This is a genomic window from Oribacterium sp. KHPX15, assembly GCF_900107835.1.
Lineage (GTDB): Bacteria > Bacillota > Clostridia > Lachnospirales > Lachnospiraceae > Oribacterium.
Window position 1 is genome coordinate 99,581 of the sequence record NZ_FNRG01000008.1, and the last position, 18,479, is coordinate 118,059.

General features: G+C 38.1%; 22 protein-coding genes and 1 pseudogene. 20 read left to right on the top strand and 3 right to left on the bottom strand.

The genetic code is table 11. The features are described 5' to 3' along the window. The first annotated feature begins 135 nt into the window (after positions 1-135). From BLV86_RS07235 to BLV86_RS17545, 20 genes and pseudogenes are all read left to right on the top strand, one after another. Positions 136-732, top strand: a complete 597-nt coding sequence (locus BLV86_RS07235; protein ID WP_090815934.1) for a DUF1349 domain-containing protein — start codon at positions 136-138, stop codon at positions 730-732. A 227-nt stretch (positions 733-959) separates the two neighbouring features. Then, complete coding sequence (locus BLV86_RS07240) at positions 960-1,325, top strand: ACT domain-containing protein (RefSeq protein WP_031555341.1); 366 nt, start codon at positions 960-962, stop codon at positions 1,323-1,325. Between the two features lie 17 nt (positions 1,326-1,342). Next, positions 1,343-1,975, top strand: coding sequence for a flavodoxin family protein (locus tag BLV86_RS07245; RefSeq protein ID WP_090815936.1), 633 nt, complete (start codon positions 1,343-1,345; stop codon positions 1,973-1,975). A 240-nt stretch (positions 1,976-2,215) separates the two neighbouring features. Next, complete coding sequence (locus BLV86_RS07255; protein ID WP_330386209.1) at positions 2,216-2,818, top strand: radical SAM protein; 603 nt, start codon at positions 2,216-2,218, stop codon at positions 2,816-2,818. Then, positions 2,764-3,258 (top strand): annotated as a pseudogene (locus tag BLV86_RS18250) (nitroreductase family protein). Before BLV86_RS07255 ends, BLV86_RS18250 begins: the two are co-directional and overlap by 55 nt. A 12-nt stretch (positions 3,259-3,270) precedes the next feature. Beyond that, entirely contained in the window at positions 3,271-3,630 is a 360-nt protein-coding gene (locus BLV86_RS07265) for a nitroreductase family protein (RefSeq protein ID WP_090815940.1), read from the top strand. A 168-nt stretch (positions 3,631-3,798) separates the two neighbouring features. Then, positions 3,799-4,494 (top strand): AzlC family ABC transporter permease, encoded by a 696-nt coding sequence (locus tag BLV86_RS07270; protein WP_090815942.1) that lies wholly within the window; start codon positions 3,799-3,801, stop codon positions 4,492-4,494. Beyond that, positions 4,487-4,810, top strand: coding sequence for a branched-chain amino acid transporter permease (locus tag BLV86_RS07275; protein ID WP_090815943.1), 324 nt, complete (start codon positions 4,487-4,489; stop codon positions 4,808-4,810). Before BLV86_RS07270 ends, BLV86_RS07275 begins: the two co-directional genes overlap by 8 nt. A 431-nt stretch (positions 4,811-5,241) precedes the next feature. Next, positions 5,242-5,736 carry a hypothetical protein gene (locus BLV86_RS07280; RefSeq protein ID WP_139297893.1) on the top strand — a complete coding sequence of 165 codons (495 nt, stop codon included), beginning with the start codon at positions 5,242-5,244 and terminating at the stop codon, positions 5,734-5,736. Between the two features lie 25 nt (positions 5,737-5,761). After that, positions 5,762-7,438, top strand: a complete 1,677-nt coding sequence (locus tag BLV86_RS07285; protein WP_090815947.1) for a tetratricopeptide repeat protein — start codon at positions 5,762-5,764, stop codon at positions 7,436-7,438. Between the two features lie 374 nt (positions 7,439-7,812). After that, positions 7,813-8,763 (top strand): helix-turn-helix transcriptional regulator, encoded by a 951-nt coding sequence (locus BLV86_RS07290; RefSeq protein WP_090815949.1) that lies wholly within the window; start codon positions 7,813-7,815, stop codon positions 8,761-8,763. A gap of 302 nt (positions 8,764-9,065) precedes the next feature. Further along, the gene (locus tag BLV86_RS07295; protein WP_090815951.1) at positions 9,066-9,911 is read left to right on the top strand and encodes a hypothetical protein; all 846 of its coding nucleotides are present in this window, start codon (positions 9,066-9,068) and stop codon (positions 9,909-9,911) included. Continuing rightward, positions 9,908-11,302 carry a hypothetical protein gene (locus BLV86_RS07300; protein WP_090815953.1) on the top strand — a complete coding sequence of 465 codons (1,395 nt, stop codon included), beginning with the start codon at positions 9,908-9,910 and terminating at the stop codon, positions 11,300-11,302. Before BLV86_RS07295 ends, BLV86_RS07300 begins: the two co-directional genes overlap by 4 nt. Positions 11,303-11,312: 10 nt before the next feature. Next, on the top strand, positions 11,313-11,705 hold the full coding sequence (locus BLV86_RS07305) for a hypothetical protein (protein ID WP_090815955.1): 393 nt from the start codon (positions 11,313-11,315) through the stop codon (positions 11,703-11,705). 278 nt (positions 11,706-11,983) lie between these two features. After that, on the top strand, positions 11,984-12,331 hold the full coding sequence (locus tag BLV86_RS07310; RefSeq protein WP_090815957.1) for a hypothetical protein: 348 nt from the start codon (positions 11,984-11,986) through the stop codon (positions 12,329-12,331). Positions 12,332-12,346: 15 nt separating this feature from the next. Beyond that, complete coding sequence (locus BLV86_RS07315; RefSeq protein WP_090815959.1) at positions 12,347-13,252, top strand: hypothetical protein; 906 nt, start codon at positions 12,347-12,349, stop codon at positions 13,250-13,252. Next, a complete protein-coding gene (locus BLV86_RS07320; protein ID WP_090815961.1) occupies positions 13,249-13,515 on the top strand; it encodes a hypothetical protein in 267 nt (88 codons plus the stop codon). Before BLV86_RS07315 ends, BLV86_RS07320 begins: the two co-directional genes overlap by 4 nt. An 11-nt stretch (positions 13,516-13,526) precedes the next feature. Beyond that, entirely contained in the window at positions 13,527-13,772 is a 246-nt protein-coding gene (locus tag BLV86_RS07325; RefSeq protein WP_090815963.1) for a hypothetical protein, read from the top strand. A gap of 699 nt (positions 13,773-14,471) precedes the next feature. Beyond that, positions 14,472-15,458 (top strand): hypothetical protein, encoded by a 987-nt coding sequence (locus tag BLV86_RS07330; protein ID WP_090815965.1) that lies wholly within the window; start codon positions 14,472-14,474, stop codon positions 15,456-15,458. A gap of 234 nt (positions 15,459-15,692) precedes the next feature. Next, positions 15,693-15,905, top strand: a complete 213-nt coding sequence (locus BLV86_RS17545) for a hypothetical protein (RefSeq protein WP_139297894.1) — start codon at positions 15,693-15,695, stop codon at positions 15,903-15,905. Between the two features lie 170 nt (positions 15,906-16,075). Here BLV86_RS17545 and BLV86_RS07340 read toward each other — a convergent pair whose 3' ends face one another. The 3 genes from BLV86_RS07340 to BLV86_RS17790 all read right to left on the bottom strand — a co-directional run. Continuing rightward, positions 16,076-16,882, bottom strand: coding sequence for an ExeA family protein (locus tag BLV86_RS07340; protein WP_090815969.1), 807 nt, complete (start codon positions 16,880-16,882; stop codon positions 16,076-16,078). Continuing rightward, positions 16,882-18,144: a DDE-type integrase/transposase/recombinase gene (locus tag BLV86_RS07345; RefSeq protein WP_090815972.1), complete on the bottom strand. Its 1,263-nt coding sequence runs from the start codon at positions 18,142-18,144 to the stop codon at positions 16,882-16,884. The genes BLV86_RS07340 and BLV86_RS07345 overlap by 1 nt, the downstream gene beginning before the upstream one ends. Positions 18,145-18,219: 75 nt before the next feature. Then, positions 18,220-18,479, bottom strand: a 260-nt coding sequence (locus BLV86_RS17790; RefSeq protein WP_330386208.1) for a hypothetical protein, incomplete at its 5' end; no start/stop codon positions are given.

Sequence of the window (18,479 nt, forward strand, 5' to 3'; positions counted from 1 at the left end):
AAGGATACGATAAAGAACTCAAAAGAGTGTCTTAAGTACTTGGGTAAGTGCAAGGCTGAGCTGGATAAGTTGGTTTAGTAATGAGATTTTAAAGGGATTAAGCATATTTAAGGCAGAATAATGAGGGGCAGAGAGATGATTGAAAAAATGAAATGGCTCAGGGAGCCTGAGGATTATAAAATCACAGAAAAGTGCATTGAGGTAACAACGATGCCGTACACAGATTTGTGGCAGAGAACCTACTATCATTTTAGGAATGACAATGCTCCTGTTTTGCAGATGGAAACAGATGATAAATTCTTCTCCTTTATAGTAAAGACAGACTTTACCGACAGCCATCATCGTTTTGATCAGTGCGGAATTGTCATGTATCTTGATTCAGAGAACTGGCTTAAGGCTTCTGTTGAGTATGAAAATGATAAGTTTCAGCATCTTGGCTCTGTTGTTACAAACCACGGATATTCTGATTGGGCAACTACGGCTATTCCAGCTGATGTAAAGCAGATGTGGTATAGATTTAGCAGGAGAGAAGATGATTACTGTATTGAGTGTTCCTACGATGGAAAAGATTTTTCTCAAATGAGAGTCTGCCATATGTGGGAAGGAGCCGGAACGATTTCCTTTGGAACCTATGCGTGCAGTCCGGAAGATTCCAGCTTTAAGGCCGTATTTACAGATATGCAAATAACAGATTGCGCATGGAAGGCTCATGATGGTCAGCAGCCGGACTAATAATGTGTGAGATTATAGCAGGAGGTGTTTTGATGGCATCCATAAGAGATGATGTATCCAAGTACATAAAGAATAAATACAAGGCATGGCATTTATAATATGCTTGAAAGAAATAAGGAGTTAATGAAGATACTTGATGGATTTGATAGTTAAGCATTTTAATGAGCTCAGTACCACAGAGCTTTGGATAATACGAACATCTTCCTTTTAGAGTGGAGAATGATTATATGGAATTAAAGAAGATACACTATGATTTTACAGTATGTAAATTGAAACAAGATTCAGATATAGATGTCACAAAGAGTTTTTATTTTGTTGGGAAAACGGATGAGGAGATATCTTTAGTATGTAAGACAGAGGATGCTCCTGCCAATACTTTGGAAAGGGACGATGGATGGAGAGCATTTCGGATACAGGGAGTTCTGGATTTCTCTCTTATTGGAATTCTTTCAAAGATTTCAGGCATATTGGCTGATAATAAGATAGGGATATTCGCAGTATCGACCTATAATACAGATTATATCCTGACTAAAGCTGATAATTTTGACAGAGCATTATCGGTACTTGAAGCGGCTGGATATAAAGTGATTTGATCATGTTAGGAGGAACTATGAAAACTATCATTTTAAATGGAAGCCCAAGAAAAAACTGGAATACAGCAGAAATGCTTAAGTCAGTGCAGAAGGGTGCTGAGTCAGTTGGTGCAGAGACGGAATACATTGATTTATACAGCTTGAACTATACCGGATGTAGAAGCTGTATGGCCTGCAAACGCAAGGATATAGAAAGATGCCACTGCTTTTGGAAGGATGATTTGTCTCCTGTTATAGATAAGATATTTTCAGCAGATGCAATGTTTATAGGTTCTCCGATTTATCTTGGAGATATCACCAGCCAGGTTCATGCATTGATTGAAAGGCTACATTTTTGTGATTTGTCATACGATGATTATTCTAACTATTTTAAGGGAAAGGTGAATGTAGGAGTAGTGCTTACTATGAATGCTCCAAAAGCCTTTTATGAAAGCGCATATAAGGCTCAGATGGAGAGACAAATGGAAGCATTTAAAGCGCTTAATGGAACTGTCGAAATATATCCTTGCTGTGATACTTTGCAGGTAGCAGACTATAGCAAGTTTAATATGGCAGGCTTTAGTGAAGAACATAAGAAAGAAATGCGAGAGAAGCAGTTTCCAGCAGATCTCGATATGGCTTTTCAAATGGGAGCAAGACTTTCAAAATAATAAAAAAGGCAATCAGCACCATATTTCTGCAGGACATATAAAGTCTATCACGGTTTTATATACAGCTGAAATAGAGCTTCGCCCTGTTATCGGAGGTGTAATCAAAAGACAATTCGATGCCGAAACGGGGACAGGTTTTTGGGATTTTGGAAATGATAAAAAGTAAATAGGTGATGGGAAAAGGAGCAATGGTATTTAGAAATAAAACCCCATTGCTCCTTTTTTCTACAAGTTTTTTTTATAATCCAGGCCCCATTCCTCCATCCGTATTTCTGGAGACTTCTGTCTTTGATGAAGGAGCATGATATCAGGTTCACTATCATGGGGAATCCTTTTTACTTAAACGATCAGGTCTGCATGGAACTTAAAGGTTATGGATGCGAGAAGTATCAGCTTTCCATTGATGGTCTGAGAGAAACACATGACTGGTTCAGAAAACCTGGTTCTTTTGACTGTACACTTGAAAAGATTGAATGTATCAATAAGGCGGGCATCCGCAGTGTCATCATGACTACGGTTTCAAAGACAAACCGTATGGAGGTTCCGGGAATCATTGATGAAGTAGTTAAGGCAGGTGCAAATGTATTCGCTTTTTCAAGATATGTGCCGAGTGGCTGTGAACTGGATGCATCTATGACCGCACAGGAATATAGAGAACTACTTGCCATATGTGATAAGAAATTCAAAGAATATGAAGCGAAGGGGTGCAAGACATACTTTAACAAGAAAGCAGACATTCAATCAGAAAATATACGGACGAACAGATCAGTCGTGAGGATCTTGAGAAGATCCTTGAAGCGGGAAATTTTGCTCCTAATGCAGGCGGCGGACAACGAAGCATGATGGTAGCACTGCATAACAGGGAACTGACAAGAAAGCTTGGTGTCATGAATCTTGCGAAGTTTAACAGAGGGAACCTGGTAGGTTCTTATGTATCTAAGGAGCAGCCGAGTGTCATTGATGATCCCACCATGTAGGATGGATTCTATGGAGCACCTACAGTGATTGCAATCTTTGCCCAGGGTAATTTCCTGTTTAAGACCGCGGATGCTTTCTGCATGGCTGAAAATATCGTGCTGCAGGCTACGGAACTGGGTATTGCCTCTTGTATCATCTCCAGGGGTGAAGAAACGTTTGACAGTGAAGAAGGCCGGGCGCTCATGAAAGAATGGGGCGTTCCCGATAATTATATATGTCAGGCTTTTGTGATACTCGGTTATATCGACGGGGAACAACCCATCAGCAAACCGAGAAAGCCTGGGAGAGTACAGATCATTGAGTAAGAAGGTGATGGTATGGAACAGGCTAAAAAAACCGTAAGAAAAGATGATCTTCTCTTTTGCGGGGCACCACATCTTTTTATTGCGCATGAAAAGAGTGAAGGAAAGTGGGCTGAAGATGCAAAAGTCAACTGTAACATTGCTACAGCATATTTTGAGCTTCTGTGCAATGCGCATGGTCTTGGGACTGCGATTATGAGTTATCCAGCTGAAGTATTAAACGAACTTGCTCCGGATGCAAGGCAGATGCTGGGTGTTCCTAAGAATCATTATATGGGACTTATCATTGGCTTTGGATATCCTGAAACGACATATGCTCGTGGAGTTCAGAAAGAGCGCGGTAGAAAAATACATCGTTATAGCAGTAGTATATGATAGGTATAGAAGCTTCAATTGTGCAATTGAATTTTTTGCCGGATTTCATATTTCCTCCTCACAGTATCAAAAATGATAGTATCTATCTATTTTTAGAGTACTTGTACAGAACAATGATATGCCCTAAAATATAGCAAATCTATTTTCATGTCAATGGGAGCGAAGTCAATGAAAGAGTTTCGTTTTGCAGTCAAAAATACGATTCCTATTTTTTTTACTTATCTGTTCATCGGTATTGCGTTCGGCATACTGATGAGCGATGCCGGTTATAGCATTTTGCTCACCACTGCTTCCAGCTTGTTTATTTTTGCCGGATCAATGCAGATTGTGATGGTTCCAATGATGACTTCTGGTGCATCCCTGCCCTCACTTGCGTTTATGGCTTTCTTCATCAATGCCCGTCATATTTTTTATGGCATCGGTTTTATCGAGAAATTCCGCAGAATGGGCTGGCGTTATCCGTATATGATCCTGACTCTGACCGATGAAACATACTCTGTTCTCTGTTCTGTAAAGTATGAGGCAAACCTTGATGAAGATAGGGCCGCGTTCATGATTGCCATGCTTGACCATTTATACTGGGTATTCGGATCTTTCATAGGCGCCTGTGCCGGACAATTCCTGCAATTTGATATGAGTGGGATTGATTTTTCCGCTACAGCATTTTTTTTGATTGTAGTCGTTAACCAATGGCAGCAGTATCGTTCCAAATTACCTTTCTTAACGGCGGCTGTCTGTGCGCTAGGATTTTACCTCTTGCTCGGAAAAGAGTATTTCCTGATTCCCACCATGATTAGCTGTCTTATCGCACTGATACTGCTCCGCAGACCCATTGAAATAAAGGAGGGCATCCCGAATGAATAATACGGCTTATCTGATTGCAGTCATTTCCGTTATTACAATTGTCACGTGGATTCTTCGTGCCTTCCCGTTCTTGCTATTCGGCAGCAGACCGTTGCCTAAAACGATACAGTATCTAGGCAGTGTGCTTCCTCCCGCAATTATGATGGTACTTGTATTTTATTGTCTTCGGAATATGAACATCGGACAGTTTCCATACGGGATTCCGGAACTCATCGCCTGTACATTAATTGTCATTCTGCAACTCATAAGGAAAAACATGTATTTATCTATCATTGCCGGAACTGCTTGTTATATGGTATTAATTCGTGTTGTTTAAGTAAATTATAGTATAGCCTCGATATTTTTATACAAGAAAAATTGCAGCTATACACTTTAAGATCGCAAAGCTGTGTCTTTGTCCGTTTGGGGCAAATATCGTGAATATAGGTTAACAATACAAGCCGTTAGAACCGGACATCACCGGTTACTGACGGCTTTTTTCAATTATTAAATGATTATAAACTTGTTATAGATGTGCATTTTTTTGTTTTGAGTACGAGTAGAATTAAGATATAGAAGCAAGAGATAAGTCGATATTTAGAATAGGCAGGTATTTATATGGATGACGATGATGAGTTATTTGATTTATTTATGCTTGATAATATGCACCGAAATTCCGGTGGTTGCCTTTCATGTTTGATCTTAATGATCATGCCGGTAGTGCTGATCGTAAGCATTATCCAGGCTATATGTTAAGGGTTTAAAAATATGGATAAGAATTTTAATAGAGAAGATATCATTAGAAGGTTACGTGCCTTAGTTATCTTATTCACCATCATTCTTCTATACAATACTTTTCTAGTAAAGCATAACCATCAAAAGGATGAACAGATACAAAGAGAAAAGGAAATGGCGGAGATTCGCAGAAAAGAACGGGAATTGATCGAGTCAACAAGTGTAGACATTAGTCTTAAGGAAACTGAATCCGCCAAAAGTTATGAAATCAGTATGGTGACCGATAAATTGAGTGACGATGTTACAGAAGTTGAAGAAACAGAAGAGTATAAACCAACGGCAGATGTGAAATGGTTAAGAGAGCATGATCGATCTGTATATACATACTCCTATGTCTATCCCGGAACCAAGAAGAGTTCTTCAAAAACACACAGAAGAGATGACTATATGGAGAACCTGGCCGAAGAGTATATGGATGCCGAGGGCCTGGACTATGATTCGGCGTATGAGGCGGCGGAAGAGGATTGATATTAATACTGAAAGTGAGACAGTTATGGAACATATTAGTGATGGTAGCTATGTTGAAGTCATCGCAACCGGACGTGTAGGTGAAGTAGTCAGCCGGAAGAAGTCCAATGTTATCGTTTCGTTCTACGACAAATCATTCATACATCCTGAAGATCTGACATTTAAAGAGCATGAACTGAAGGTTGTTGAGCTGCCGAAAATTAAGACATCAGAGCTCCGGGCGTTTGTGCGTGGAGACATTAGCCTTACTGAGATTTCTAATGGGACTAATCTGATCGATGACCGGGCAAAAAAGGATTCGGTGGAGTACAGGATCAGTACGGAGGACTTTTATGCCGGAGTTAAGCATTATACCGGAAAGACAGTGGACGAGGTCTTTCGTTGGATCGATACCATCATGCTACTGGTAGAGGATATGCATTTCCCTGAAGATATGAGCAGACTGGTTGTTGATTCAGTTACGGAGAAGAATATTCTGGCATATGTCTTAGATGTGATGGATGAGCTTCATTGGGAGCTGTCCGACTCTGAACCTGATGATATTTGTGAGGATGAACTGGCTCCATTTAATGATATCCTGGGAACCTGGGTGGAATCCGACGGGAAGGAGTATTCTGATTTCATAAAGCATGAGATCGCTACCCAGTACGATGACAATGATATCGACAAGCAGTCCGAGGCCACTCAGAAGCTGTTCAAGGAATGCCTGGACTACTGGTGTGATGTGAAGAAAGATCCCGGTTCCATACAGCGTAGAGGTTACTGCTATTACTGCGGAACGAAAATCTTCCCGAATGACTGGCTTAAGGCCCGGGATGCATTCGAGGAATATTATCAGATGACCGGAGATGCTTCGGCCGCCAATACCCTCGGTTACATCTACTACTACGGAAGGTGTACCGGCGGCGTGCCTGAGTACGACAAGGCTTTTATGTATTTCAGCGTGGGCCATGCCTACTCTTACTTTGAGAGTACCTACAAGCTTGCCGATATGCTGGCTCACGGCTACGGAGTGGTCAAGGACGAGTATTCCGCAAACCATCTGTACTGGAAGGTTTATAAGCAGAACCTAAAGCGCTTTATGAAGGGCGATGACTGTAAATTTGCCGATGCAGCACTCCGCATGGGTAATGTATACAGAGAGGGCATCGGAGCTCAAGTTAATGCTGAAGCTGCTTACTATTACTACCTGCAGGCAGACTATGCCATCCGGAAGAGAATAGACCTGAACTTTTACGGGGATACCGTGGTCTTTAACAACATTCAGAAGGCCCTGGAAGAGACCCGGAAGGAGTTTGTAGATAAAGGACGGACTGTAAAGTTCTATTCTCCGGGCTGGACAAAGTGGACACTTATAAAGCATAGAAGATGCAGACTTACTATAAAGGAACTGAATGATGGTGTTCTGGCGCTGGATGCTACGCCGCTTAAGAGGAGAGATGAAGAAGCAGTGCCGCAGATGCTCATCACCGTGCCACGGGCGGATTACTGTGAGCTTAGAAAGAGTATAAGGATCAAGACTGCTCCGGAGGCGAGGTATGAGATCTACAACGGGGAGTCGGAGATTGTTTTTGACAGCGTGGAGTATGACTGGAGTGAGAAGAAGACAAGCTTCTATCTTTATGATGAGCTGGTGGGGGAGATTCAGACGGAATACTATGCCTTTACAGCTCCAACGAAGAAGAAATCCGAAACAACTTGAGACATCTGATACTGTTTTACCTCTGTATCACAAGTGAGTGACAACTTATTTAAGTCATATAGTCACCAGAATCGGCAGCTTCGATTTCTGGTGGCTTTATATATGGTGTAAAAAATTTACATGAACAGCATAATTAATCATTATTATATAGCATCATGAATATAATGTTTTTTGCCGATAAAAATATTGGGTATATGCGAAAGATAAATTAAAAAAAGTCCTTTCTGTATAAATGGCATTGATATATTTCTATGATTAATATTTTTTACTAAATGTTTATAAATAACGCTTTTACTTGGACATATAATGGCCAACCCGATCAGTATACTGCTTATAGGAGCACTTAAATTGTTCATTGATAAGAGAGTATCTATATGTATGAGAATGACCAGAATAAAAGCAATCGAGTATTAACTATATATTCAGAACTTCTGAACGGAAAAATTTTAAATAAAAAAGATCTTGCAGAAAAGTTCCATGTAAATGAAAAGACGATACAGCGTGACCTTGAGGACATAAGGCTGTTTCTTGATGGTCAATTTGTAAGCGAAGATATTCATAACGATCTTATTTATGATTACAAATATCGGGGATACCGTTTCGAGCATATCGACAAAATGAAGTTTACAAATGATGAGATACTTGCTATATGCAAGATTCTCCTTGACAGCCGAGCTTTTCGAAAAGACGACATGAAAACGATCCTTGCTAAACTACTGGACTGCTGTGTGCCGAAGGAAAGTCAGAAGATTGTGACAGGTCTTATTGGTAATGAAATATACCACTATATCCCTCCGACGCATAACAGTCATTTTCTCAATAAGATGTGGTCCATAGGTACTGCAATTAGAGATGGTTTAAAAATTCAGTTTTTCTATAAAGGAATCCAAGGGAAAATTGGCCACGAACGGACAGTTAAACCCTTGGCAATAATGTTCTCTGAATACTATTTCTATTTAGCGGCTATTCTTGAGAATGTTAACCCCAAAAAACAATTTGAAAATCCTGATGACATAAATCCTACTATATATCGAATTGACAGAATAAATGGATTAAAAATAACTTCCGAACACTTTTTGATTCCATATAAAGACCGATTCGAAGAAGGCGAGTTCAGGAAAAGAATCCAGTTCATGTTCGGCGGAAAACTAAAAAGAGTCAAATTCGAATACACAGGGTATTCTTTAGAAGCAGTTTTGGATAGACTGCCAACAGCAAAGATTATCCGTGAAAATAACGGAAAGTATATAATTCAGGCAGAAGTATTTGGTGATGGGATAGATATGTGGCTGAAAAGTCAGGGCGAAAATGTAAAAATTATATAGTATAAGTGTACGAGATATGCTTTGACTGAAAAGGAAATATATTGATTGATGCCTTAAACTGCTATAAAAAGCAAAAAACAGACCTGAACAAATATAAGAGATATTGCCTAGTACATCGAATAATAAGTATCTAGCACACTATGTGTTAACAAATCACTTAAATCTACGCTGTCAAAGTGAATATGATGTATAAAACACTTAATATATGCTGTACTAGTATCACCATACTTCTTTTTATCTTAAAATAAGCAAATTAGATTAATTGGTAAGTCATAACTAACATTTACTCAAGAGGTAAAATAATGTTTAATGCCGGATATAAAAAAGAAGCTTTAAAGGCTTACGAACGTGCAGGAAAGGAATATAAGAAACAATTTGATACAACGGTAGAAAGCTGCGAAAAACTATATGAGAAAAAGAAAAATGCTGTAAATATTCTTCTAGACTACGAAAACTATATTAACTCTCTAGCAAATAAACCAAAGTATATTGAGAAAAAGAAAAGTGAGATCTCTGTTCGTAGAAAGGAATTTGAAAAAGAAATAGAAAAGATTAATCTTGAAAGCAAGAAAGCAAATACAGTCAGTCAAAATGTTGCAGGAGCAGGTGCATTGGCAGGAGTGGGTGTTGCCACTTTTGGACCAACAGCAGCCATGGGTGTAGCCACAACATTCGGTACAGCATCTACAGGAACAGCTATTGCAACTTTGTCTGGGGTGGCTCAAACTAATGCTGCTCTGGCTTGGCTCGGTGGTGGAGCATTAACAGCAGGTGGTGGCGGAATGGCCGCAGGACAAGCCCTGTTAGCTTTAGCTGGACCAGCTGGTTGGGCTATAGGTGGAGCAGCCTTGATAGGTGGTGGTTTATTGGCAAATAGCAAAAATAAAAAAATTGCTGCAGAAGCCGAAAAACATACCAAAGAAATAAAAGCAGAAACTATCAATATACAAAAGACCAACAGCAAGGTGTGTGCTGAAATCAAGGCAATTGATCAATTAAATTCTGGAGTAAAGTCTGTATTAAAATCATTGAGGACATTGGAATATAATAATTACAAGATGTTCTCTGATAGCGATAAGGATACATTGATGATGATGATAAATTCTGCGGAAGCACTTTCAAAAAGAATTGGAGTGAAAATTGTTTGATCGATAACGAACCATATATACCTACATCATTAGATATAAATGATTGGCAAACAGCAAAATGTGATAAATATGATTTTATGATTGCAGCCTTCTGTGGAGGCGTGGCAGGTCTCATTGATGTTTTTTTTGTTGGGGATCCATTAACTAGTAAGTTAGGTAAATCCATGGATAAGGTTGCCGATGGATTTACTAAGAAGGCAGCTCAGATGTTTTGGATAAAAGATCCCAGACAATCTGGAAAACCTAAAAAAATGCCTCAGACATTAGAGCAATGTATAAGTTATTTAGAACAAGCATTTCCTGTTAACTATGATGCTCGATATTCGAAAGACCTTATGGTTAAAGATGGTGTTCTTGCTAGGATGCGTCCTTCCAATCATCATTTAATGTCGTTGGCACATAGCCCTGATCCTATAGGACTGATTTTCTCAATAATAGACCAGTTCATGGGCTATGCAACATTTATTGACAATGGAAAATTAATTCATGTAATCCCTAAAAAAACATCCGGAGCAATTCCATATTTGCAAGGAACAACACTACCATCAATGCTTTTTTGTGGTTTTGTGAATTGGATTGGACATCTCATGTCTGACCTTGTGGGATCATCTTCAACACGTAAAGAAGGAAAAACAGGCAGAGGAGCAGGAATACCTATGCCGTTTTACGAATTATTCTTGTTCTGTGATTTTGGGAATATAGATGGAAAAACTTTCTCAAATATTATGGTAAAAGTATTTGAAGAAGGGTACGATACAAGATTTGCAACTACAATGGCAATCCCTGTCATCATGGAAGAATTGATGATTAAAGTTATCTGGGTTGTTAGACAGAAATATATTAGAAAAAAAAGCTGGAATCAAAGTTATCCAACAAAAGATCACACAGACCTTAGAATCATGCTGATAGTTGGAAATAGCACGTTATGTATTATTGATGGAGCCGATTCAGCCCTTCATGGTATTGTAGATGGAGGATTTAATATTGTAAGTTTTGTTTGTCATTTGAATATTGTCGGTTGGATGCGTCTTATAACTTTAGTATTAAGTGAATTAAAAATAAGGTATGGTCCAGTTCTTGATCTTGTAATTCGTGAGTTTATTGATAATTCAATGGCTGCCGTAAAGACTCCAGCAGAAAAGAAACTTATTTATGATTTTAATCAAAGATTAGAGGAATACCAAGATCAGCTTGATATACTGTTTATAGAGTATACTCAAATAATTGAAAAAGAATATCAAGAACTATATTTTGAACTCAAAGAAACATTTGATGATAATAATACTTCTCAAGGTCGTGCTGAACACTCTATCACACTCGCGGAGATTTCCGGAGTAGAAAAGAGCAGAATTGTAGTAAGTCGACAACAAGTAGATGAATTCTTTAGTTAGGAGGTTTTTTATGTTTTTGAATTCTATGAATAGTGATGAAAAAGAAGCTTTTTTAGAACTTGCATATAAGTTGGCTCAGGTCGATGGTAATTATTCTAAAGATGAAGAAGACATAATTAATAGTTATAAAGCAGAGCTCAACATCAAGAATGTTGGTGATACGAGGAGTGTTGACGAGTTGATTGATTTCTTCGCTACTAGAAATGAGCCGGTTAAGAAGATTATACTTTTTGAATTATACGGAATGATATGTGCAGACTCTAAGATAGAGAAATCAGAAACAGAAATGTTTGATAAACTTAAAAGCAAGTTTGACGTTTCAGATGAAATTATCAAACGAATAACTGAGGTCGCAGATGAATTACAGACTGTGTACGATAAATTATATGACGTTTTGGCATAGAGTAATTTTGACTATAGGTCACATTTTTCTTTTGATGGTTTACGCTATTAAATGTGTAAAGTTTGTTTTGTTATCAAAAATGCAAATAGAAATGATGTTAATATTGTGGATCAAGAAAATCCTAATGTAAATTGCAACGAAGCCAAAATATTATTCATTAAATTAACACTTATAGAATGATATAAAAAACAATTAATCAAAATCATCATCTAGTAGTATTACAACAGTGAATTAAGCAACAAACCTTTAATTATAATCATTAACAGGAGGGCACAAAAATGTTTTGTAAAAATTGCCGTTCACAAATAGAAGATAATAGTGAAATTTGCCCTATTTGTGGAGTTAGACAGTTTGATGACATAGATATTAACTATGAAGATACAGTATATGAAGATAATATAAGAGACAAAGTATTTAATGATGATATTAAGACAGAAGTATCAGATTATAAAAATGAAATACTTGAAGAAGTGATATCACCTAATATTAGAAAAATAAAAAAAGCCATAAAAAAACAAGTTAAGAAAATAATAGATGAAACTACAGAAGAGTTATTAGACAAAACAGGAATACAAAAAACTCCTGTCCTTAAAAAGGCGTTTAAAAAAATCAGAAAAAAAAAGTAATATAGAGGTCATAGGATGAAATGTAAAATATGCGGAAAAGATACTGCTAATGACGGAAAATACTGTCAAAATTGTGGCAGTGAACTAGATAATAAATATATATCTATATCATCATTTAAGGACTATTTATATTCAAATAATTCAGATAGTTCTTTTAAAGAGTATTGTTTTAAATACCTTGAAAATAATACTCCACCAAAGATTTCCGTAGAACTGTCCAGAGTAAATAAATCTATTGATTTAAATGACATCATTGAGGAGGATAGTTATGGAAACATAAAAATCAATATTCCCAAAGATGATTATGAATCGATGGTTAAATTTTTTTGTGCATGTGCATTAAATGAATTAGATTCTATTCATAATGAAATTAATAGTATTGCAGAAAAAATGCATGATGAATATGTAAGTGATGTTAAGGCATGTTTTGATATGTATGAAAATGCTGAAGCTAAAAAAGATTTAACTTCAAGGTATGATTTACTACAAAGTATTGATTCTAAATTAATAGATGCGATTCGACAAATCAAAACCGAAATAGAACAGATGACGGCCTTTTTTAGCAAGCTTCCTAAAAGTACTTTAAAGAAATTGTTTTGTGGAATTCAACAATCTACTGCAGATCAAAACGTTAATATTTTGAATGAAAACATCCATATTTACTGTGCAGCTATTAAATTAATCATATTGGTTCAAGCAAATTTAGGCGAATTTGATGAAATGATGTTGACTGAAAAAAGAGAGTCAGAATATATTCAATCATTAAGGAATAAATATGGATATGAGAGATATTTAAGTTATGGAGGAAGATCTGCAACTATAAGTAATAATCATTTTTTAATAACATCAAAAGATTTAAGTTATATTTCCGATGTTTTATTTAACGAAAAATCATTGATTATCAAGGAGGATGAATCATGAATGATAATATAAACAAGAACGACACAAATGATCCAGGTTTAATCGATCAAAACACAAACGATACTATAATTAATGATATTAGTTCTGAAAATAGAAATTGGAAAAAAGCTACAATGGCTGTAATCGGAGGTGCAGTTGGTATATTAATTTCAGCTGTAGCGTTTGCTGTTAGCATCAAAGAAGGTAAAGAACCTGAGTATGTGACTAAAGGTAAATGGGGAGATTGGGAATTACGCAAAAAAAATAATGATTCTGATATATAATAGGTGATTTTATGAAGAATAGAGATGAATTAAAAGCTCTTTTAGATGATGATGTAATAACTCAGTCCGAATATGATGAGTTAAATAAAAGGATTTTAAATAAAAAAAGCAAAAGAGAAAAACTTAGAATACCTAATATACTTAAATTAATTATAATTGCTATTATTATAAATATTATTTTTTCAATAGTTCGTCGATTATGGAAAATTTACAAATTTTATAAGGATTTACCTGATATTTTAAAGGTTTTCCGTTAAGTGCAGTTTACGGAGCCTGGCGGTCGCCATTCCGTTTTCGAACGGTCGGTTTCCGAAGCATAACGGCCATACTTAACCGCTTAGATATGAATGCCAGTATTGATCTGGGCAGTCAAGGACAAGCTTTGTGCTACGCATACTTGACTGCCCAGACCAATACCGGTTAATGGTAATTAAGCGATTAAGGATAGGAATACTTCCCCTGTGGCTGTTAGGTCCAGAATACGGCCGTTTGGTGTCGTAAACTTGGCCGTTGAGGTTCGTAATATGCATTAAGGATTAAATACAACAATCTATCCATTGAAAAGGTGATTATCTTGTGAACATAATATTCTAAAGCCTCACTTTTATATATATGAGTGGGGTTTGTGATAGATTGCAAAAAAATAAAAGCTTGTTGATTTATCTGGTTTTATTAAATACTAACTGTGAAATCCTTGGTTCAAAAGCTTCTAGTATTATTAATGACAGTATTAATATGAATTATTACTTGAAGGGAGCATATATCATGATTGTTCAACCATTCATTATCAAGAAATAGATAGATAAAATTATGAATAGAATCAATAATCTTGAGAATAGTAAAATAACGGGTTCCGAAAATGAAAAGACACTTTTAGATAAAGAAATAGAATCTTTGATGAAAAATCTTTTGCTAATGAGTATTAAGGCCTAGATCAAACATATAGGAAGTTTCTTATGGATATTTATTCATTTATAAACTCAAAAGATATTCGAGATCACTTACAGAGCATCAACTACCGATTTAATTCTCTGGAAACTGCCTGGCTAATATATCAATGCCATAGATTGTCCTATAAAGAGAAAAAAATGCTGTGGCAAGAACTTATACAGATTATGCCAAACTGCACTTTGCCACAGAGAAGCTACGAAACAGAAACTAAAAGCCTTCATGAAAGCATCCGGCGCTATATTGAGATATTTGATCAAAAGATAAAATTATTCTTAAATAATGCACCGGATCATAAAAACGTCTATATGTACAGTTATCGGTACGGGTCTTATGAAAAGGAAAGGACTGAAGATTATTATGCGATTTTTCCATCTTTGAAGTTATGTCTTGCTGATTTTCAAGAAGAGTCTGAGGATGGAGATGAAGTTCTCTCATATAAAATCAAAAAACAATCTCTTGATAATCCATATCATTACATAGAGGTAACATATCGTAGTGATGGACAAATACTTGATATATACGAGAATCCCGATGAATATAATCCTATCCCGAATTTTTTTGAGGAACTCTACTTGGAATTCCCAACACCTTTTGAAAAGGGGGATATCCTTTGGATTCCAAATTACAAAGGCGTTTTTGATCGATATTGTGACGAGCGCTTTGTATTAAAATATTTATGTACTTGGGATTCTCCGGATGTAGATAAAACCTACAGGGATAACACTGATATGAATGGCATTGTATACATGGCGTTCCCTAATTACGGAATAGATTACGATCACCCATATAATTATATGGATTATGAGTTCTATAGAGAGCCATTAAAACCGGAAGAGGAATTTTTGAAAGTACTCAGCAATTATATGAAAGGGAAATTTGATGTTGAAGTTCTTCTAAGGGTTTTCAGGAAGAAATACCTGGAACAAGTCCTTGCTAATGATACTACAATCAGTTGGTGGGATTATTCGACGCAGGCAATTGAAAGGGAATGAATAAAATATTTTTATCATCCCGAAATAAAGGAATATACAATGGATGTTTTCACCTTAATCAATTCCAAAGACATACGAGAGTACTTATGGAGTCAAGATTATAAGTTCAATTCTTTGGAGGCAGCATGGCTCATATATCAGTGTCACAGGTTGTCTTACGAAGAAAAAAAGCCACTTTGGCAGGAACTCATTCAGACCATGCCAGATTGCGGGCAACCACCCAAAGGATATGACATGGGATGGTCAAGTCTTCATGAAAGCCTCAATCTGTACATAGAGACAGTGGATCAGATGATACAAAAATTCTTGCAGGATGAACCGATTGGGAAATATGTCTACATGTATAACTGTTACTATAGGGATGATGAAGGATATTCAGAGGGATATCTAACAGTATACCCTACCTTAGATGTCCGACGGCAGATTGTGGGAGGCGGTAACTGCTGATTATTTTAGGCAGATATCACTCCCCGATCGTGCGGCATAATTATCGACCGCACGATATCAGCGGTGATACCGCAGATTGTTGTAGCCTTATTTCAAAAGACAACCAGAGTGTATTTTGAAATAAGGCCATGACACCAGAGATGTCACAGCCTTGAACATTGAAAACTTCATCAACCCAGAACCTGATTATCGACAGCATCGTGGATTATATCTGCATTGATGACCTTGGCTTTCTGCTGGGAACCGATCGCAATGGCATCTGTCATAAGATTATCTATCAGACGGGGATTGCCCTGCGTGTAGCTATGAACAGCTGAGAGCGCTGCAGCATCTATGATCTTTTTGGAAGCTCCGGTGAGAGCGATCTTATGAAGGACATAGTTTGCGACTTCTTCATCATCGAGACCATTGTAGTTATAGTGGACTGTGATTCTCTGACGGAGTGCTTCATGTACAGGTTTTCTGAGTGTGTCATTCAGATGGGACTCGCCGCAAAGTATCAGTGTAAAATAGTTGACTGAATCATAACCATAGTTCATCAGCATCTTGATGTCGTTGAGTATGCCGGTATTGAGGTATTGGGCTTCGTCTATGGCAAGCAGGAGGGGCTGACGTTTCTCTTTGTAAAGATAGGTTACCTGTTCCCTGATCGCCTGGAACATGGCCGGTTTACCGCCTTTCTCGGAAACACCGAGTATGGCGCAGAACTGCTTGTAAAAGTCGGCAACGCTTATGGTTGAAAGACACATGTACTCCATATGGTACAGGCTGGGATTTAGGTTCGCTGCAAAACATCTGAGAGCATAGGATTTTCCCATTCCGGGCCTTGCGGTAAAGACACCGATCCCACGGATGTCCTTGAGATACTCAAGCCGACTAGTCATTTCTGTGAAGTCTTTGGATATGAAGCAGTCCTTTTCCTTCAACTGCTGTTTGTCAAAAGGATTGTAGGAAAGTCCATAAAAACTGTTGTACATCAGGCATTACCTCCAATCTTGGAATAATCAATTGGATTCTGGCGCTTAACACGACAGTTTTCGTTGCGATTAGTCTTGCGGATCTCATAATGACTGTCTTCAAAAAGAATGTAGGCAGAATCCATGTCATCGGGAAGAAAACGGATCTCGATTCTGGATCCTATGAACTGCATGGGGACATCAAAGCTGACTTTCTCTATCGAGACAGTTGAGTCGTTTCTCACCTTTCTGGTTATACGGTTAAGGAAGCATTCATCAAGCCACTCGGCAGATGGAGCCTGCTTGATCCTGTAGCTGGAATTAAGGTATCTGTCCATTGGTGATGAGTTTATACCACGGTGGAATGTGGTGTTGTAGGTACGGATGTAGTCCTTCAACATCTCATCGAACTGAGCCAGAGAAGTGATGGATTCCAGGTCAAGGGTGTATAACCATCTTTCTTTAAGCGTCCTGAAATGGCGCTCCACCTTCCCTTTACTGGCCCCGTCACGTACTTTTGTGTGAAGGAGCACGGTACCGAGAGAAACGCAGATCATGGACAGCTGTTCATTGGAGTAACTGCACCCATTGTCAACGTAGATCTTGTCCGGTATCCCATAGGTGGCAACAGCCTGCTTGAAGACTTTCTGAAAGTTATAAGCATTGTCGTTGTAGAACAGACCTCCGCCTACGATGAGCCTGGAATGATCATCGATTATTATCATGCAGTAGACACGGCGGTTTTTCCCGTCTTCAGTGATGTATGGAAGGTAACAGGTATCGGCCTGCCAGCATTTGCCGAAGCTGTCTTCCTCAAATGCCTTACGGTCTTTGAGGTTTGGATTGCGTGCGGATTTCAGGTCATTGTTCTTTATGAACCGCTGGACTGAATCCACGCTGACACATGCCGGTATGAATGACTCCTTGATAAGGTGATAGTAGATCTGGGTGGCATTCATACGTGGGAATTCTTCTTTCAGACGGTAGATCTCAGAGATCGCTTCGTCATTCAGGGCACGTGAGGTACCAAGATCCGATCGTTTTCCCGGGAGAAGTGCATCGAGACCTCCGATGGAGTACTGGGATTTCCATTTCTCCAGTGTCTTGTAGCTGTATTTCACTATGGTCCCATCAGGAAGCGTTAGTGGATTCTGAGCGATCCTTTTGTAATAGGCAGTGGCTGAAGCATCAGTGAAAAGCCCCTGCACGACAGGAGCTATAAGGGCAAAACGGAACTGTGCGATATCGGCATCATGTTTTGTTATTTCGGGATTATTGGACATGTTTTTTGAACCTCCTTTATCTTTTTCTACATAATAAAGGCTTCGAAGTCAGAGGACTAAGAACAGGTTGTGTGGTCATACAACAAAATAATCCGGAGTAAAAACCTTCTGGCAGTAACCTGCGGTATTCCTGAAGGTCACGGATGGATTTTTGTGAGCCTGAAGGAATGAGAAGGTGAAAGTACTGATGAATTTCGAAATGAACCTGGAATAAGGTTCAGAGATCAGACTTTCCATGAACGATTCAGAGGAAGTGGTGGTGTTCAAAAGGTCGCCCAGCCATAGCTTCTTGTGCTTTAGGAAAAGCCCTTTCCACTTGTAGAAAAGCTTTTCGG

What these genes read in the sequence shown, in the direction of transcription:
- BLV86_RS07235 (WP_090815934.1), top strand. Translation starts at nt 136, where the DNA reads ATGATTGAAAAAATGAAATGGCTCAGGGAGCCTGAGGATTATAAAATC.
- BLV86_RS07240 (WP_031555341.1), top strand. Translation starts at nt 960, where the DNA reads ATGGAATTAAAGAAGATACACTATGATTTTACAGTATGTAAATTGAAA.
- BLV86_RS07245 (WP_090815936.1), top strand. Translation starts at nt 1,343, where the DNA reads ATGAAAACTATCATTTTAAATGGAAGCCCAAGAAAAAACTGGAATACA.
- BLV86_RS07265 (WP_090815940.1), top strand. Translation starts at nt 3,271, where the DNA reads ATGGAACAGGCTAAAAAAACCGTAAGAAAAGATGATCTTCTCTTTTGC.
- BLV86_RS07270 (WP_090815942.1), top strand. Translation starts at nt 3,799, where the DNA reads ATGAAAGAGTTTCGTTTTGCAGTCAAAAATACGATTCCTATTTTTTTT.
- BLV86_RS07275 (WP_090815943.1), top strand. Translation starts at nt 4,487, where the DNA reads ATGAATAATACGGCTTATCTGATTGCAGTCATTTCCGTTATTACAATT.
- BLV86_RS07280 (WP_139297893.1), top strand. Translation starts at nt 5,242, where the DNA reads ATGGATAAGAATTTTAATAGAGAAGATATCATTAGAAGGTTACGTGCC.
- BLV86_RS07285 (WP_090815947.1), top strand. Translation starts at nt 5,762, where the DNA reads ATGGAACATATTAGTGATGGTAGCTATGTTGAAGTCATCGCAACCGGA.
- BLV86_RS07290 (WP_090815949.1), top strand. Translation starts at nt 7,813, where the DNA reads ATGTATGAGAATGACCAGAATAAAAGCAATCGAGTATTAACTATATAT.
- BLV86_RS07295 (WP_090815951.1), top strand. Translation starts at nt 9,066, where the DNA reads ATGTTTAATGCCGGATATAAAAAAGAAGCTTTAAAGGCTTACGAACGT.
- BLV86_RS07305 (WP_090815955.1), top strand. Translation starts at nt 11,313, where the DNA reads ATGTTTTTGAATTCTATGAATAGTGATGAAAAAGAAGCTTTTTTAGAA.
- BLV86_RS07310 (WP_090815957.1), top strand. Translation starts at nt 11,984, where the DNA reads ATGTTTTGTAAAAATTGCCGTTCACAAATAGAAGATAATAGTGAAATT.
- BLV86_RS07315 (WP_090815959.1), top strand. Translation starts at nt 12,347, where the DNA reads ATGAAATGTAAAATATGCGGAAAAGATACTGCTAATGACGGAAAATAC.
- BLV86_RS07320 (WP_090815961.1), top strand. Translation starts at nt 13,249, where the DNA reads ATGAATGATAATATAAACAAGAACGACACAAATGATCCAGGTTTAATC.
- BLV86_RS07325 (WP_090815963.1), top strand. Translation starts at nt 13,527, where the DNA reads ATGAAGAATAGAGATGAATTAAAAGCTCTTTTAGATGATGATGTAATA.
- BLV86_RS07330 (WP_090815965.1), top strand. Translation starts at nt 14,472, where the DNA reads ATGGATATTTATTCATTTATAAACTCAAAAGATATTCGAGATCACTTA.
- BLV86_RS17545 (WP_139297894.1), top strand. Translation starts at nt 15,693, where the DNA reads ATGGGATGGTCAAGTCTTCATGAAAGCCTCAATCTGTACATAGAGACA.
- BLV86_RS07340 (WP_090815969.1), bottom strand. Translation starts at nt 16,882, where the DNA reads ATGTACAACAGTTTTTATGGACTTTCCTACAATCCTTTTGACAAACAG.
- BLV86_RS07345 (WP_090815972.1), bottom strand. Translation starts at nt 18,144, where the DNA reads ATGTCCAATAATCCCGAAATAACAAAACATGATGCCGATATCGCACAG.